The sequence below is a fragment of the Nocardiopsis aegyptia genome (genome assembly GCF_013410755.1).
GTDB classification, from domain to species: Bacteria; Actinomycetota; Actinomycetes; order Streptosporangiales; family Streptosporangiaceae; genus Nocardiopsis; species Nocardiopsis aegyptia.
On record NZ_JACCFS010000001.1, the window covers coordinates 4,386,443 to 4,402,302 of the forward strand.

Sequence of the window (15,860 nt, forward strand, 5' to 3'; positions counted from 1 at the left end):
CGGTCTTGACTGATCAGTCAAGTCAAAGGGCAGGCGGACGCGGCCCCGTGCCGCGTCCGGAGAAGGACGAACTCAGCGGGGCGGGCCGAGCAGGGCGCGCACGCCGTCCCGGGCCTGGTCCACGAGTTCGGGGCGGTCGTAGGCCTTGGCGATCAGGGCCGTTCCCTGGAGGTGGGCCACGATCCGCAGGGCGGTCTCCTCAGGGGGGACGAGGGGATCGACCTCGCCACGGGCCTGGGCCTCGCGGATGCGCCGGTGAAGTGGGCGGCCCAGGCGTCCAGGATCCGCGTCGCGTGGGCGCGCATCTCCGGGCCGCGCGCGGAGAGTTCGGCGGACAGGCCTCCGACGGGGCAGTCGGGCGTGCTGCCCATCCGCTCCCGCGTCAGGGCGATCATGCCGCCGAACCCCCGGACGAAGCGGTCGATCCGTTCCAGGGGAGGAGCCTCGGCGTCGAACGCCTCGTCGAGCAGGGTCGACATCATCGCCCAGTTGGCGTCGAGCACGGCCAGCCGTACCCGGCACGACGGGCGGCGCCGTGCCCGCGATCCGCCGCGCAGGCCGGTCACACCCGGCCCGGCGCCGTCCGGCCGTCGTGCGGGGGACGCTTCCAGGGGCCGGGCAGGACGCCGGCCGAGAGCAGCCACAGGGCGACCGTCACCAGGTGGGCGCGTTCCAGCAGGCCGAGAGTGACCCCCGGCGCGCCGGAGCCGTCGGCCGCGAGCATACGGCCCGCGAGGACCAGCACGGCCACGACCACCACGGTCTGGACGGCGGCCACGGCGGCCACCGGAATCCACGACCGCTTGCGGTGCAGCCGCAGGCTCACCGCCAGGGACACCACCCCCAGCAGGCTCGCGAGCATCGCGACGACGGCGACCACCGCCTGGGCCACGGTGGCGCCCGCCAGCCCCTCGACCAGGGACTCCGCGGCGCACGCGACGTCGGTGGACACCACGCACGGGCCGGGCAGCAGGGACGCGGTGAGCGAGGCGGCACCGAACACCGCCATCGAGGCCCACGACACCGTGAGCCAGCGCCGCGACCAGCGCGCGCCCAGGGACAGGCCCAGGGCGGCGGCGAGCACGGCCAGGATCGACGCCACCCGGTGGGCGCCGTCGAGGAACCGGCCGAACGACGTGGCCGGATCCGCCAGCACACCCTGGGCCGCCCCCACACCGGGCAGGACGACCTCCACGACCCAGAAACTGAAGACGACCGCGGCGGCCACGGCCGCGACCCGGCCGTCCCGCTGGTCCCAGTGCACGTGGTCCGCACCGGCGTAGGACATGGCACGCTCCCCGTTCCCGCGTGGTGGTGGCGACGTCTGGCCGAACAGGACCGGTCGGCCCGACCAGCCGGGCGACCGTGCTGGGACACTACTTCACCCAACTCGCATCGGCACCGTTATGCGCGGGTGCGTGTTCTCGGGTCATGATCAGGAGACACCGATCAGGAGGTCCCGGGGAACCGGGGGCGAGGACCGACAAGAAAGGCGCACGCGATGGACGGCGCAACCACGACACGGTGGGTGGTCGTGGGGGTGGACGGCACCGAGTCCAGTCGCCACGCGTTGGAGTGGGCGGCCAACCAGGCCGCGCAACGCGGTCTCGGAGTCCGCATCGTGACGGCGGCGGGACCGCTGGCGGGCGTGGGCGCGTTCGCCGGACTCGGCGGCGCCGAACAGGTGCCCCCCGACGACACCGACACCAGCGGTGCCTCCCTCCTGCTCGACTACGCCGGCGACTGGGTGTCCCGCCTGTTCCCGGAACTGGAGGTCCAAACCCGCCTGTCCTACGCGCGGCCGGTCGACGCCCTGCTGGCCGAGGCCTCCGCCGAGGGGTGCGCCGCGGTGGTCGTCGGTTCGCGCGGGCTGAGCGGGATCGTCGCCGCGTTCGTGGGCTCGGTGGGCATCGAGCTGGCCGCCCGCGCTCCGGTGCCGGTGATCGTGCTGCCCCGCGAGCACGCCTCGGCGCACGGTGTGCGGGGGCGGGTGATCGTGGGGACCGACGGGTCCGAACCCAGCCGCCGGGCGGTCGACGTGGCGTTCCGGCACGCGGAGGTCGCGCGGACCGAACTCGTGGCGGTGAGCGCCTGGCAGCCGCTGGTGGCCTTCGCGGCGGCCACCGGGCCCATCCCGCCCGAGCTCTTCGACGACGCCACGGCGGCCGAGGCCGCGCGCCAGTCGCTGGAGGAGGAGATCGCCGAGCCGCGGCGGCGCCACCCGGAGGTGACCGTGCGCACGCGGGTGGTGCGCGCGCACCCGGTGGTCGCGCTGCTGGAGGAGGCCACCCCCGCCGACCTCATCGTCGTGGGGTCCCGGGGCAGGGGCGGGTTCCGCGGGCTGCTGCTGGGCTCGGTCAGCCACTCCGTCCTGCACGGCGCCCGGGGACCGGTCGCCATCGTGCGCTGACCGCGTCGGGGCCGGGCTCCCCGGGATCGGCCGCCTCGGGAGCGGGCGCGTCGGAGACCGGGCGCCGTGCGGTCGACCGCTTTGGGACGGCCGGCCCTGTCTCGCCCGCCTCAGGAGGGCGCGCGCACGCGCAGGGCCAGGGCCGGGCACATGCGCACGGCCAGCTCGGCGTCGCCGGCCAGCGCGTCGGGCACCGGGACGTCCGGCTCCTCCGGGTAGCCGTTGCGGTCCAGCCGGACCAGTTCCGGCAGCAACTCCGCGCACAGCCCGTGCCCGTCGCAGCGCGACCAGTCCAGCAGCAGCCGGGCGTGCCGGTGTTCCGGCTCGCCGGTCAGCGGCAGCTCGCCCACGACCGGGCGCCCGCAGCCCCCGGTGAGGGCGTGCGTGGACATGTCCTCGGCGAACACCGCCAGCGCGCTGCGCGCGAACACCGCGCTGCCGTCCGGGTGCGCGCACGCGCCCTTGCCCTCGCCGATCCCGGCGGCCGTGAGGACGGCCTCGGGAGCGCCCTCGCCGCCGATCAGCGCGGTGAACGACTCGGTGAGGGCGGGCAGGCCGCGCAGGCACGGGCCGCACTGGCCCGCGCTCTCGTCGGCCAGGTAGCGCAGGACCCGGGCGACCTCGCCCAGCGGGCAGGTCGTCCGGGGCAGCGGCAGGACGACACCCGCGCCCAGGGTGCCGCCGACGTCGGCCATCTCCCGGCGCGACAGGTGCGCGCGGGCCACGACGTCGGGGGCCAGCCAGGCGCCGTGGTACCCGCCGACCAGCACCGCCTGGCCGGGGGACACACCGCACACGTGCAGGACCCGTGTCAGCGGGGTGCCGGCGGGCGCCTCCACGACCGTGGACCCGCCGACCGTGAGCAGCACTGTCCCCGGCTGGTCGGACGTGCCCACCGCCGCGAACTGGTCGGCCCCGCCCAGCGCGAGCAGCGCCACCTGGGCGTAGGTCTCGGCGTTGGACAGAAGTGTCGGCAGGCCCGCGACCCCGCTCTCGCTGGTGCGCCGCGGGTTGCCGGGCGGGACCGGTGCCCTGCCGTTGATGCCCTGCACGAGTGCGCCGGCCTGCCCGGACACGAACCGGTGCGGCATCCGCACCACCCGGAAGCCGATCGTGGAGCGGCGTTCGGCCACCGCCGCGCGCAACGACTCCTGGAGCGGGTCGTCGGCGCCGCGCGCGACCCGGTCGGCGATGCCCACCACCACCTCGCGCGCACCGAGCGCGCGTGCCGCCAGTTCGGCGCCGTCGAGCACCAGGTGCGGCACGCGTTCGACCAGCATCGCGTCCTTGGCGCTGCCGGGTTCGCCCTCGGCCGCGTTGACCACGACCCGGGCGGAGGTCTGTCGGTGGTGGGCCGAGCGCTGCACGGCCCGCAGTTTGCGGGCGAAGGGGAACCCGGCGCCGCCGCGGCCGCGCAGGCCGCCGAGTCCGGCGAGCGTGATGAGGTCGTCGGCGGCCAGCCGCGGCAGGGCGCCGTGCAGGCGCACGTGGGTGTCGTGGTCGACGCGTTCGTGCGCGTCCAGCCCCGTGGTCAGGCGGGGCGGGCCGATGGTGACGGTGGTCATGGGCGTCCTCCGGGGCGCATGGACGACCAGAACTCCAGTTCGTCGTCGGTGGATCCGTGCGGGGAGAGCAGTTCGGAGTCGGCGCGTGGCGCCTCCTGGTCGTCGAACACGGGGCGCGAGGTCACCACCAGGCGCAGCACCAGCGCGGCGCAGACGGCCACCAGGCACAGCATGTAGGCGACGACGGCCCAGACGGGCGCCGCGCGTCCGGCGGTCAGTCCGTGTACGAGGGCCAGCGGCCAGCACAGGTAGGCGGCCAGGTGCGTGGCGCGCCACGTCCAGGCGTGGGAGGCGCCGGCGAACCGGCCGCGCAGCACGCCGGTGACGACGATGACCAGAAGCAGATCGCTGGCGATGATTCCACACGCCACGGACGCGTCGACACCGAACGGAAGCAATGCGTTGCCGACGTTCAAACGGGTGAACGAGATCTGTAGAACGACGTGGGATAAGAGGAAACCCACCGAAATCAGTGCGGTCGATCGGTGGGACGATTGGTGGAATATGCGCTGACGCGGAGTGGTGAAGAGGCGGTCAGTGGCGATAATGCCAAGAACTGTTGTCACGGTGAGGCCGACCAGGGAGAGCGCGCCGGAATAGGTCCACAGCGCGTCCTGGGCCGCGCGCATCACCGTACGGCTCCCCGGCACGGTCAGCGCCAGGAGTGTGTTGGCCGCCACCGCTCCGACCAGCATTGATATCCACATCCAGGAGTGTGTGCGGCGTGGTGCGCGGTTGCCGGCCGGTCGGCTCCGAGCGTTGCGGGTGAGGGAGTTCCGGCCGGGTCCCCGGCGTTTTCCGAACATGGTGTCCACCCCTCGTCAAACGCCGGGCGGCATGGTTCCGCGCGGCGCTGCACCATTGGTAGGAGGTTTACGACTGGGGATCGTAGCGGCCGAAGATAGCACCGGTCGGCCGTCTTCGTCAGGCGTTCTGGGTGGTTCTCTTGGCTGGGCGGTGTTGTCAAGGCCTCGGCGGGATTTTTTTCGGGATCGAATCCCCAGTTCAGCGGTGCTGTCCGGTTCCGAGTTCCAGATCTCGACATCGGTGAATCCACCGAAAGGTCCATACTGGCCAATCTCCGGGCGATCACGTTCGGATAAATACGAGCGGTAACATCACTGATGGGAGAGGTCTGTGAGCACTGAGGCGATGAGCGCCGTGGCGCTCGGCCTGACCACGTTCCTGCTGGTCACTGGCTGTTCCACCGACGATTCGGCCCCCGACCCCGCCGGTGTCGCCGACCCCGAGGAACCTCCGGCCGACTACGGCGAATCCGCCGGCCCCGAGGAGGAGCGGGCCGGGGAGGGCGGCGACGTCGTCGCCCTGGGCACGGTCGCGAACGAGCGGTTCGGCGACGTCCTGACCGACGGCGACGGCAACGTCCTCTACCTCTTCACCGACGACGGCCCCGGCACCTCCTCGTGCTTCGACGAGTGCGCCGAGAACTGGCCGCCCCTGCGCTCCGGGGCCGAGGACGCCCCGGTCAGCGCCGGGGGCGCGGCCACGGCCGACCTCGTCGGCACCGTCGAGCGCGACGACGGCGCTCCGCAGCTGACCTACGCCGAGTGGCCCCTGTACACCTACGCCGGCGACGCCGCACCCGGTGACGTCAACGGCCAGGGGGTGGGCGGGGCCTGGTACGTCGTCAGCCCCGCGGGGCAGATGATCACCGCCGCCCAGGACGGCACCGGAGAGCCCGAGGACGCCGGCGACGCCGGTTCGGACGGCAGCGGCACCGGTGACGGTGGTGCCGATGGCTCCGGTGACGGCGGTGGCTACGGCGACAGTGGTGGCTACGGCAGCGGCGACTACCGGTCGATGCCCGCCGCACGCGTGACGACCCCGGGCGCCCCCGCTCCGTCCGGGCTCTGATCGCGATGGCTCTCCGGAGCACCCCCCGTCAGGACGAGGGGGCCGACCGCACCGACACCGGAACCGCTACCGCCGCCCGGCGGCTGCGCCGGCGCTCACCGCGCTCGATCGAGCTGGTCGGCGTCGCGGGCTTCCTGGTGGTGGCCGCGCTGACCGTGTTCATGATCGCGCCCAACGGCTCCACGAGCGTGTCGGGTGTGTTCTGGAACGACTGGGTGAGCACCGAGTTCGGCCCGCTCGGACCGGCCGACGTGGACGCGCTGATCAAGGTGCGCCAGGCCGGGCTGTGGGAGATCCCGGTCGGCCAGCAGGCCCAGGACCGGGCGCAGCTCGACCGGGTGCGCGAGGTCGGCGCGATCCTGGCGGAGGACCACATCCTCATGGACGAGCAGCTGCGCGGCGTGGCCGCCCAGCTCGACGTGCGGCTGCCGAGCACGCCCAACCCGGACCAGCAGCGCTGGATGGACGAGCTGTCCGGGCTGTCCGGGGCGGAGTTCGACCGGGTCTTCGCCAACCGGCTGCGCTTCGCGCACGGCGAGGTGATCGCGGTCCTGGCCGAGGTCCGCGCCGGTACCCGCAACGAGCTCGTGAGGTCCTTCTGCCAGCACGGCATGCTCATGGTGCTCAGGCACATCACGCTGCTGGAGAGCACCGGCCTGGTCGAGTACGAGGACCTGCCCGAGCCCCGACCGCCGGAACGGCGCCCGCAGAACTGAGACCGGCCGGCCCAGACCATATCCCCACCCCCACAGGGGTACCGGAGGGGCGCCCGCCGTCCCCGGCCCTCGACGCGCGCGGCCCCCTCCGGTGCCCCACCCTCCGTACGTCCTCGCCGCTTCGGTTCGCGGAGCGGCCGAACCCCCGGGCGACCGGGCCTCTCACGGGTCCGCACGCCCCCGCCGTCCGACTTGCCGGGCGGCCGAACCCCTGGGCGACCGGGCCTCTGACGGGCCGGGTCCCCTCCTCCGTGCACAGCCCCTCCGGGGCGCCGCGCGCTCCACCCCGCCGACGGGCGGCGCGACCGTGCCGCCCGTCCGAACGACCGAGGAGCAGACAGATGGACGAACGACCACGGACACCAGGACGGATCCGCGAGAACCGCCGAGCACGTGTCATCGTCGGAGCCGCGGCCGCCGTGCTGCTGGCCGCGGCGGGGGCGTCGGTGGTCCTCGCCGACGCCGGCCCGTCCGGCGAGGGGCAGCTGGTGGGCTTCGGCTACCGGGCCCCGTCCGGCGGTGGCGGAGAGACCGACCCCCCGCCCGACCCCGGCGACCCCGGTGATCCCCGCGAACCGAGCGCCCCCGGCGACCCTGGTGAACCGAGCGATCCCGCTGACCCCGCTGATCCCGGCGACCCCGCCGACCCGCCCGGCGGGCCACGGCCCGAGGACTTCGCCGACATCGGGCAGGCCCCGCCGCGCGAGGACGCCCCCGAACCCGGCCGCGACGCCTCCACCGGCAGTTTCACCATCGACTGCGGCACCAACGAGAACGGCCTGTTCAACTCCGAGAACGTCATCGTGGCCCCGGGCGTGCCCAACGGCGCCCAGCACACCCACGACTACGTGGGCAACCAGGACGTCGGCCGGTTCACCGACGACGTCGCCGCCAACAACCGGATCCTCGCCGGCGGCGACACCACCTGCGCGGACGGCGACCGGTCCATGCACTACTGGCCGGTGCTGCGCGACCTCACCGCCGAGGGCGAGGACGCCGACCTGCCCGGCGGCGGCCTGGACGGCAACGTCGGCCGCATCCTGACCCCGTCGTCGGCGACCATCGAGTTCCTCGGCCACGGCCAGGGGCCGGTGACCGCGATGCCCGAGTTCCTCCAGATCATCACCGGCAACGTCAAGGCGGCCACCCAGGACGGCGCCAACGCGAATGCCCGGTGGACCTGCACGGGGTTCGAGGACCGGGCGTTCCCCGACCGCTACCCGCTCTGCCCCGAGGGCAGCGACGTCGTGCGCGTCTTCGACTTCCCGAACTGCTGGGACGGGCGCAACACCGAGAGCGAGGACAACCGCTCGCACATCGTCTTCGCCGAGGAGGACGGCCGCTGCCCGGACGGCTTCACGGCCGTGCCGCGCCTGCGCCAGACCCTGGTCTACGACGTGCCCGACGGGAAGTCCTTCGCCGTCGACGGGTTCCCCGAGGAAGGGCACGCCCCGATCACCGACCACTCCGACCACATCAACGTCATGCCGCGTGAACTGATGGACGCGGTGGTCGACTGTGTGAACAGCGGCCGGGACTGCTGACCGGTCCTTCTCGCGCCCTCCCGTGCCCGGACCGCGGACCGCCCGCGCGCACCTGCGCGAACGTGCGGGCGCGGTCGCGGAGCCGGGCGGAAAGGTCTAGTGGTCTGCTCCGGCGGCCGGTGTCTGTCGTGTGACGAACAGCACCGGCCGTTGGTGCTGGTGGGGCACCTGCCCGTGGTGCAGGGGAAACCCGTGATGAGCAGTGTGTCGGCCCGTGCGGAGAACGACGGCTCCGGCACGTGTCCGGATCGGCGGATTCCCTTGCTGTGCAGGGGAATCCGGAACCTGTGCGGCACTGATATAGACCATTGGCCTATACCAATTGGTCACCGCTGGTCGTCGTCGTTCATGATGCGAGAGATCTCGACTTTCGTAAGAGGAGCGGCTGTGACTGACGTGGGTATCGATGTGGGCGTAGCACCGACCAGCCATGTGGAACTGATCTCCTGGGTTCGCGAGGTCGCCGAGCTCACACAGCCCGACGAGGTCGTGTGGTGTGACGGTTCGGAGGAGGAGTGGACGCGCCTGACCGACCAGCTGGTCGAACAGGGCACCTTCACCCGGCTCAACCCGGAGAAACGGCCCAACAGCTTCTACTGCACGTCCGACCCGAGCGACGTCGCCCGCGTCGAGGACCGCACCTACATCTGCTCCGAGCGGGAGGTGGACGCGGGCCCGACCAACAACTGGATCGCCCCCGACGAGATGCGCGCCACCTTCGGCGAGGTCTTCAAGGGCGCCATGCGCGGCCGCACCATGTACGTCGTCCCGTTCTGCATGGGTCCGCTCGGCGGCGACATCTCCCAGCTCGGTGTCGAGATCACCGACTCCGCCTACGTCGCCGTGTCCATGCGGATCATGGCCCGCATGGGCGCGCCCGCCCTGCGCCTGATCGAGGAGCGCGGCGACTTCGTCCGCGCCGTCCACTCCGTGGGCGCCCCGTTGGAGCCCGGCCAGCAGGACGTGCCCTGGCCGTGCAACTCCACCAAGTACATCTCGCACTTCCCCGAGACGCGCGAGATCTGGTCCTACGGCTCCGGCTACGGCGGCAACGCCCTGCTCGGCAAGAAGTGCTACGCGCTGCGCATCGCCTCGGTGATGGCGCGCGACGAGGGCTGGCTCGCCGAGCACATGCTGATCCTCAAGGTCACCTCGCCCGAGGGCGCCTCGCACTACGTCGCGGCGGCCTTCCCCAGCGCCTGCGGCAAGACCAACCTGGCCATGCTCCAGCCGACCATCCCCGGGTGGAAGGTCGAGACGGTCGGCGACGACATCGCCTGGATGCGCTTCGACTCCGAGGGGCAGCTGCGCGCGATCAACCCCGAGGCCGGATTCTTCGGCGTCGCGCCCGGCACCGGCGCGAAGACCAACGCCAACGCCATCGAGACGCTGTGGGGCAACAGCATCTTCACCAACGTCGCCCTGACCGACGACGGCGACGTGTGGTGGGAGGGCCTCACCGAGGAGCCCCCCGCGCACCTGACCGACTGGAAGGGCCGCTCCTGGACGCCGGACTCCCCGGAGCCCGCCGCCCACCCCAACTCGCGGTTCACCACCCCGGCCGGCCAGGCGCCGACCATCGCCGACGAGTGGGAGGACCCGGCCGGCGTGCCGATCTCGGCCATCCTCTTCGGCGGTCGCCGCGCCACCGCCGTCCCGCTGGTCACCGAGTCCCTGAGCTGGCAGCACGGCGTGTACCTGGGCGCCAACGTCTCCTCGGAGAAGACCGCCGCCGCCGAGGGCACCGTCGGCGAGCTGCGCCGCGACCCGTTCGCCATGCTGCCCTTCTGCGGCTACAACATGGGCGACTACTTCGCCCACTGGGTGCGGATCGGCCAGCAGGCCGACCAGGCCAAGCTGCCGAAGATCTTCTACGTCAACTGGTTCAAGAAGGACGCCGACGGCCGCTTCGTGTGGCCCGGCTTCGGTGAGAACAGCCGCGTCATCAAGTGGATCGTGGAGCGCCTGGAGGGGCGGGCCGACGCGGTCTCCACCCCGATCGGCAACGTCCCGGCCGCCGACGCGATCGACACCGAGGGCCTGGACCTGTCCACCCGGGAGCTGGAGTTCCTCCTGGAGGTCGACCGCGAGATCTGGAAGCAGGAGGCCGCGCTGGTCCCCGAGTTCTTCAAGACCTTCGGCGACCAGCTGCCCAGCGAGCTCTGGGACGAGTACCACGCCCTGCTGGACCGTCTCGGCCAGTAGGACCTTCCACGCCGGTCCGTCCCTTCCGTGCAGCGGACCGGCCGACAGGGGCGCAGGCACCTGGTGCCCGCGCCCCCTTCGCGTGTCCGGGACCGGCAGAGTCATGTACCAACGGTCCGTTGTGTACCATTGGTTCATGAGCGAGATGCAGGTGGAGTCCATCCGTGAGGTCCGTGACCACATCGCCGACGTCGTCGACCGAGCCGATCGGGATGACACTCCCACTGTGATCACCAGACGCGGCAAGGAGGTCGCCGCCGTCGTTCCCATCGAGCTGTTGCGCCGTTACCAACAGTTGGAGGAGCAGGAGATCCTGCGCATGGTCCATGAGCGCATGGCTCGCCCTGAAGCCGGTATCCCGATGGCGGAGGTCATGGCCGAGATCCTCGCGGAGGACGGGTGACCTACCGAACCGTCTTCCGGCCGGAGGCGCGGGCCGAACTGCGCAAGTTGCCGCGGAACATCGCGATGAACGTGTTCCGCAAGCTCACCGAACTCGAATCGGATCCCTTGGGCTTCGGGACGACGGCACTAGTGGGCGATCCGGACGTGCGTCGGCTTCGGGTCGGCGACTACCGGGTGATCTACACCGTCGAAGACCGTCGGCTCGTGATCTGGGTCGTCCACGTCGGGCACCGGTCCAGCGTCTACAGGGAGCAATGATCGTGGCGAGGGGGCGCGGGTACCTGGTGCCCGCGCCCCCTTCGCGTGTCCGGACCGCTCAGGCCGCGGCCGGGGCGCGCGGGGCCAGGCGGGCGAACACCACGTGCGCGGCGGCTCCCGCCAGAGCGCCCAGGAGCCAGGCGAAGCCGGCCAGGCCGGAGAGCGCGGGCACCCACACGGTCGCCACCGAGAACACCGAGGCCAGCACGAACGCCGTCAGGGCGCGCAGGTTCCAGCCGCGGGTGTAGTGGTAGGCGCCGTCCGGCGAGGTCGAGTACAGGTCGCTGACCACCATGCGCCGGCGGCGGATCAGGTAGTAGTCGGCGACGATGATCCCGTAGAGCGGGGCCAGGACCGCGCCGAGGGTGTCGACGAACGCCGCGATCCCGATCTGTTCGATGAAGCCCACCCACAGGCCGCCGATGACGAAGGCGATCGCCGCAGTGATGAGCCCTCCGGTGCGCGCGCTGATCTTCGACGGCGCCAGGTTGGCCAGGCCGTAGGCGGGCGGCACGAAGTTGGCGACCACGTTGATGCCGACCGTGGCCACGAAGAAGGTCAGCGAGGCGACGACCGTCAGCCAGATGTTGTCCACCCGCTCCACGATGTCGGCCGGGTTGGTCAGCGCCTCGCCGTGCAGCACCGCGGTTCCGGCGGTGATGAACAGCGCCAGGAACGAGAACAGCGCCAGGCTCACCGGCAGGCCCAGGAGGTTGCCCCGGCGCATCGCCTTCTCGGTGCGCACGAACCGGGAGAAGTCGCCGTAGTTGATGACCACGGCCGCGAAGTAGGCCACCATCGTGCCGACGATCGCGGAGAACGCCGCCACCGGGCCGCCCTCGTAGTCGCCGCTCCCGGCGAACACCTCGCCGATCTCGGCGAACAGGCCGTTGCCGGCCTGCGCCCAGATGACCGCCAGCAGCACGAACATGACGACGTACACCGCCGGCCCGGCCCAGTTGAGGAAGGTGCCGATCCAGGCGATGCCGCGGATGAACAGCGCCACCTGGAACACGGCCACGATCGTGTAGGAGACCCACCCGACCAGCGGCATGCCCAGGAACGTCGCCTCCGGGCCGGGCCCGAACAGGGCGGTGATCAGCAGCGCGATCGCGGTCGAGGCGAGGTAGGTCTGCGCCCCGAACCAGAAGATCGCCACCACGCCCCGGACCAGGGTGGGGAACTGGGAGCCGTGCACGCCCAGGCTCGCGCGTGCCATGACCGCGAACGGGATCCCGTACCGCACGCTCGGCCGGCCGACGAGGTTGACCAGCGCCATGACGATCACCCCGGAGAGCACGATCGCCGCGAACACCGACCAGCCGTTCAGCCCGTAGGAGATGAACAGCGTGGCCGCCAGCGTGTAGCCGAACAGGCTCTGGATGTCGTTGGACCAGACGTTGAAGATCTCGAAGGCGCCCCACCCCCGCTTCGACACGGGCAGGGGAGCCAGGTCGTCGTTGTACAGGGACGGGTCCGGGTCGTGGACGTCCAGGGACTCGGCGGGCAACGGCTCGCGCGCGGTGGTGTCGGGTTTCATGGCAGTGCTCCAGTGGAGGGGTAGGGACGGGTGGCGCGGGCGCGGATGCGCGCGCGGCGGACTGCGCCGGGTCGGATGTGCGCGCGGAGTGGACGTGCGCGGGGTCAGATGTCCGCGCGGCCGGTGGCGCGGTCGGCCAGCTGGTCGGTCGGCACGAGGTCGAACCCGCCGGTGTCGGCGTCGTGCACCCAGCTGCGGCCGGTGCTCGTGGCCAGGAAGTCCTCCGGCCCCGGGGGCGAGAGCTCCACCTGCGGGAAGCGCGGCAGGATCCACACCCGCATGAGCACCAGGTAGACCGCGAAAGCGATCGGGAAGCCGATGACGTAGGCGTAGTCCAGGGCGAACAGGGCGGCGGCCGACGCGGTGCCCCACGCGATCAGCGCCGCCGGGTTGACGCCCCGGAAGTACCGGTACTGGCCGTCGGAGCGGAACAGGTGCGGCACGTTCAGGCGGCGCCGCCGGATGACGAAGTAGTCGGCGATCATGATCCCGGCGATCGCCGCGATGAAGCCCCCGTAGTAGCTGAGGAAGGTGAAGAGGTTGTCCAGCAGCAGCCACGGCATGACGGCGGTCGCTACCACCCCGGCCAGGACCACGCCGAACCGGTAGGACAGCCACGGCGCCAGGGCGTTGACGAAGTTCAGCGCCGCCGGGACGACGTTGGCCGCGGTGTTGGTCGACCACTGGGCCAGCACGATCATCACCAGCAGGATCCCGAGCACGAAGCCCGTGCTCTCGCCCTGGATGACGTCGATGGGGTTCCAGTTCCCGGTGACGATGACCGAGACCGCGCCGATGAACGCGATCCACATCTGCATCACAGGCAGCACCACGAACTGCGCGATGAGGATGTTGCGGTTGCGGCGCAGGAAGCGCCGCTCCCCGGAGGGCACGGACACGAACCGGGTGATGTTGGGGATGTCGACGGACACCGGCGCCCACACCGCCATGTTGATGATGAACAGCGCCGCCAGCGAGGTCTCGCCGCTGCCCGCGAAGGTCCAGATGTTGTCGCCCTGCAGCTCGGCGATGCCGTCGAGCGTGAAGTACATCCACAGGGAGATGGCCAGGATGCAGGGCGCGGCGATGGAGGCCAGCCGCTCCACCGCCTTGATCCCGAGTGCCACGTTGACCACCTGGACGACCAGGAACACCGCGTACCACAGCGGCCACGAACTGAACCCGGTCCAGTACTCCACGAGCCCGTTGATGGCCAGCGCGCCCAGGTAGGTCTGGATGCCGAACCAGCAGGCGGCGACGATGCCGCGCGAGACGGAGGGCAGGTGGGTGCCGACGGTGCCGAACGGCGCGCGCAGGTAGACCGCGAACGACAGGCCGTGCTCGGTGCCGATGTCGGCGGTGAGGGTCATGACGACCGCGAGGGTCATCGTGGCGGTGAGGACGATGGCCATGACCACGGGCAGGGCGACCCCGCCCTCGACGCCGTTGGCGCCGTACTGGAAGGTCACGATGACCACGGCCAGCCCCACCCAGATCCAGATGAACCCCCACAGCCCGATGGGGCGCTGGGTCAGCCAGGTGGGCAGGATCGACTCTTCGAGGAGGCGGTCGGCCGGGCGGGCGGCCGCTGGGGGCGGAACGGACGGTTGTTCCATGGGGGGACGTCTCCTTCGCTGGGCTCAGGGCAGTTCGAGTGCGGTGCCCCGGCGGGGCGGGGGCGCGGACGGTGCGGCGGCGGCCGTGGACGCCGCCGGAACGGCGCCGGCGTGCAGCGGCCAGCCCGTCACGGCCTTGGGACGGGGCCGTGCGTAGGTGCGGACCTTGCTGGTGGTCAGGCCGAGGCGGACGAGGGACTCGGCGAGGGGGACCGCCGCGGTGACGCCGTCGATGACGGGCACGTCCGTGGCGGCGCGGACGGCCTCGTCCAGCCCCGCCATGCCGGCGCAGCCCAGGCAGACGACCTCGGCGCCGTCCTCCTCGACGGCGGCGCGGGCCTGGGCGGCGATGGCGGCGGTGGCGGCCGCGCGGTCGCGTTCGATGTCCAGGACGCCCAGGCCGCTGGAGCGGACGGAGGCGCAGCGGCCGTCGAGGCGGGCCAGTGTCAGCCGGTCCTGGATCTGGGGGACGGTGCGGTCGAGGCTGGTCACCACGGAGTAGCGGCGCCCGACGAGGCAGGCGAGGTGTGCGGCGGCCTCGGTGATGTCGATGACGGGGACGTCGCAGAGTTCCTGGAGCCCCTCGCGGCCGTGTTCGCCGAACCCGGCCTGGACGACGGCGTCGTAGGGCTCGTCGAAGGAGATGACGCGGTCCATCACGGCGACGGCGGAGAGGTAGCTCTCGAAGTTGCCCTCCACGGACTCGGGCCCGAAGAACGGGGTGAGCGGCACGATCTCGGTACCGGGCGCGGCCACGGCACGCGCCTGTGCGGCGATGACCTCGGTGACGGAGTCGGTGGTGTTGACGTTCACCAGCAGGATGCGCATCCTCGTCCTTCCGCGCTGCGGGGCGTGGGCCGTGGTGCTCGCGCGGGTGCACGCGGCCGGCCGGGTCGGAGAGCACTGTGTCGTGGATCACTCCTGGGAACACCGTAGATCTGTGAAGCTATAACTTCAATAGTTCTAAAGCAATCACTTCACACGGATGCTACGTAGACTTAACACCGCTATGACGAGCCCCTCTGCAGACCCTCCCGGCACCGAGCCCGACGAGCAGCGGATCGGAGGCCGGATCCGCGCCCTGCGCAACGCGCGCGGACTCTCCCTGCGCGCGCTCGCCGACAGGCTGGACATCAGTGCCAGCGCGCTGTCCCAGATCGAACGCGGCAAGATGCGCCCGTCGGTGACGCGCCTGTACCAGATCATGTCCGAACTGGGCGAACCCATGTCCGCGGTCTTCGAGGGCGAGGAGGAGGTGTCCCCGGGCGGGGCGCCCGCGGCGGGAACACCCCCTGACGGGTCCCCGGACGGTGGCGGCCCCGGGTGGAACGGGCCGCCCGTGGCGCAGGGGCCGGCGGCGGCCCCGCCGTCGCGGGTGCTGTCCGACCACGTGGCGGTGACGCGCGCCGACGACGCGGCCGTGCTGGAACTCCACCACGGGGTGCGCTACCGGCGGCTCACGCCGGAGCAGGTCCCGGGCATGAGCTACTTCGAGTCGACCTATCCGCCGGGGGCCTTCTCCAGCCAGAACGCGGAGTACGTGCGCCACAGCGGCCACGAGATCGGCCTGGTGGTGAGCGGCGAGCTGGTGGTGGACACCGGGTTCGACACCCATCGGCTCGGGCCGGGCGACACCATCTCCTACCCCTCGACCACACCGCACCGCATCTCCAACCAGTCCGACGTCCCCGCGGTCGCGATCTGGCTGAACCTGCCCTGACCTCGC

Annotated in this window: 15 protein-coding genes; 8 read left to right on the forward strand and 7 right to left on the reverse strand. The window is 71.8% G+C overall.

What is annotated here, in order from left to right; genetic code table 11:
- Window positions 1-152: 152 nt before the first annotated feature.
- Together HNR10_RS19605 and HNR10_RS19610 are read right to left on the reverse strand one after the other, a co-directional pair.
- A complete protein-coding gene (locus HNR10_RS19605; protein ID WP_179825671.1) occupies window positions 153-566 on the reverse strand; it encodes a hypothetical protein in 414 nt (137 codons plus the stop codon).
- Complete coding sequence (locus tag HNR10_RS19610; RefSeq protein WP_179825673.1) at window positions 563-1,288, reverse strand: DUF998 domain-containing protein; 726 nt, start codon at window positions 1,286-1,288, stop codon at window positions 563-565. The genes HNR10_RS19605 and HNR10_RS19610 overlap by 4 nt, the downstream gene beginning before the upstream one ends.
- A 213-nt stretch (window positions 1,289-1,501) precedes the next feature.
- Here HNR10_RS19610 and HNR10_RS19615 point away from each other — a divergent pair, with 213 nt between their 5' ends.
- Window positions 1,502-2,410, forward strand: a complete 909-nt coding sequence (locus tag HNR10_RS19615) for a universal stress protein (protein ID WP_179825675.1) — start codon at window positions 1,502-1,504, stop codon at window positions 2,408-2,410.
- A gap of 110 nt (window positions 2,411-2,520) precedes the next feature.
- On the opposite strand, the gene HNR10_RS19620 is transcribed toward HNR10_RS19615, so the two are convergent.
- The gene (locus tag HNR10_RS19620; protein ID WP_179825677.1) at window positions 2,521-3,975 is read right to left on the reverse strand and encodes an NADH-quinone oxidoreductase subunit NuoF family protein; all 1,455 of its coding nucleotides are present in this window, start codon (window positions 3,973-3,975) and stop codon (window positions 2,521-2,523) included.
- Window positions 3,972-4,670: a hypothetical protein gene (locus tag HNR10_RS19625; protein WP_179825680.1), complete on the reverse strand. Its 699-nt coding sequence runs from the start codon at window positions 4,668-4,670 to the stop codon at window positions 3,972-3,974. Before HNR10_RS19625 ends, HNR10_RS19620 begins: the two co-directional genes overlap by 4 nt.
- A 442-nt stretch (window positions 4,671-5,112) precedes the next feature.
- Between HNR10_RS19625 and HNR10_RS19630 the strand changes: the two genes are divergently transcribed.
- The 6 genes from HNR10_RS19630 (at window position 5,113) to HNR10_RS19655 (ending at window position 10,978) form a co-directional block, all read left to right on the forward strand.
- Window positions 5,113-5,850: a COG4315 family predicted lipoprotein gene (locus HNR10_RS19630; protein WP_179825682.1), complete on the forward strand. Its 738-nt coding sequence runs from the start codon at window positions 5,113-5,115 to the stop codon at window positions 5,848-5,850.
- Between the two features lie 5 nt (window positions 5,851-5,855).
- Window positions 5,856-6,566: a DUF4142 domain-containing protein gene (locus HNR10_RS19635; RefSeq protein WP_179825683.1), complete on the forward strand. Its 711-nt coding sequence runs from the start codon at window positions 5,856-5,858 to the stop codon at window positions 6,564-6,566.
- 341 nt (window positions 6,567-6,907) lie between these two features.
- Complete coding sequence (locus HNR10_RS19640; protein ID WP_179825685.1) at window positions 6,908-8,110, forward strand: DUF1996 domain-containing protein; 1,203 nt, start codon at window positions 6,908-6,910, stop codon at window positions 8,108-8,110.
- Between the two features lie 396 nt (window positions 8,111-8,506).
- A complete protein-coding gene (locus HNR10_RS19645; RefSeq protein ID WP_312889506.1) occupies window positions 8,507-10,315 on the forward strand; it encodes a phosphoenolpyruvate carboxykinase (GTP) in 1,809 nt (602 codons plus the stop codon).
- Window positions 10,316-10,451: 136 nt separating this feature from the next.
- Window positions 10,452-10,718 (forward strand): type II toxin-antitoxin system prevent-host-death family antitoxin, encoded by a 267-nt coding sequence (locus HNR10_RS19650; RefSeq protein ID WP_179825687.1) that lies wholly within the window; start codon window positions 10,452-10,454, stop codon window positions 10,716-10,718.
- Window positions 10,715-10,978 (forward strand): type II toxin-antitoxin system RelE family toxin, encoded by a 264-nt coding sequence (locus HNR10_RS19655; RefSeq protein ID WP_179825690.1) that lies wholly within the window; start codon window positions 10,715-10,717, stop codon window positions 10,976-10,978. The genes HNR10_RS19650 and HNR10_RS19655 overlap by 4 nt, the downstream gene beginning before the upstream one ends.
- 58 nt (window positions 10,979-11,036) lie before the next feature.
- On the opposite strand, the gene HNR10_RS19660 is transcribed toward HNR10_RS19655, so the two are convergent.
- The 3 genes from HNR10_RS19660 to HNR10_RS19670 form a co-directional block, all read right to left on the reverse strand.
- Window positions 11,037-12,518: an NCS1 family nucleobase:cation symporter-1 gene (locus tag HNR10_RS19660; RefSeq protein WP_179825692.1), complete on the reverse strand. Its 1,482-nt coding sequence runs from the start codon at window positions 12,516-12,518 to the stop codon at window positions 11,037-11,039.
- 104 nt (window positions 12,519-12,622) lie between these two features.
- Window positions 12,623-14,134 (reverse strand): NCS1 family transporter, encoded by a 1,512-nt coding sequence (locus tag HNR10_RS19665; RefSeq protein ID WP_179825694.1) that lies wholly within the window; start codon window positions 14,132-14,134, stop codon window positions 12,623-12,625.
- 24 nt (window positions 14,135-14,158) lie between these two features.
- Window positions 14,159-14,962 (reverse strand): aspartate/glutamate racemase family protein, encoded by an 804-nt coding sequence (locus HNR10_RS19670; RefSeq protein ID WP_179825696.1) that lies wholly within the window; start codon window positions 14,960-14,962, stop codon window positions 14,159-14,161.
- Window positions 14,963-15,143: 181 nt separating this feature from the next.
- Here HNR10_RS19670 and HNR10_RS19675 point away from each other — a divergent pair, with 181 nt between their 5' ends.
- Window positions 15,144-15,854: a helix-turn-helix domain-containing protein gene (locus HNR10_RS19675; protein ID WP_179825698.1), complete on the forward strand. Its 711-nt coding sequence runs from the start codon at window positions 15,144-15,146 to the stop codon at window positions 15,852-15,854.
- Window positions 15,855-15,860: the final 6 nt, after the last annotated feature.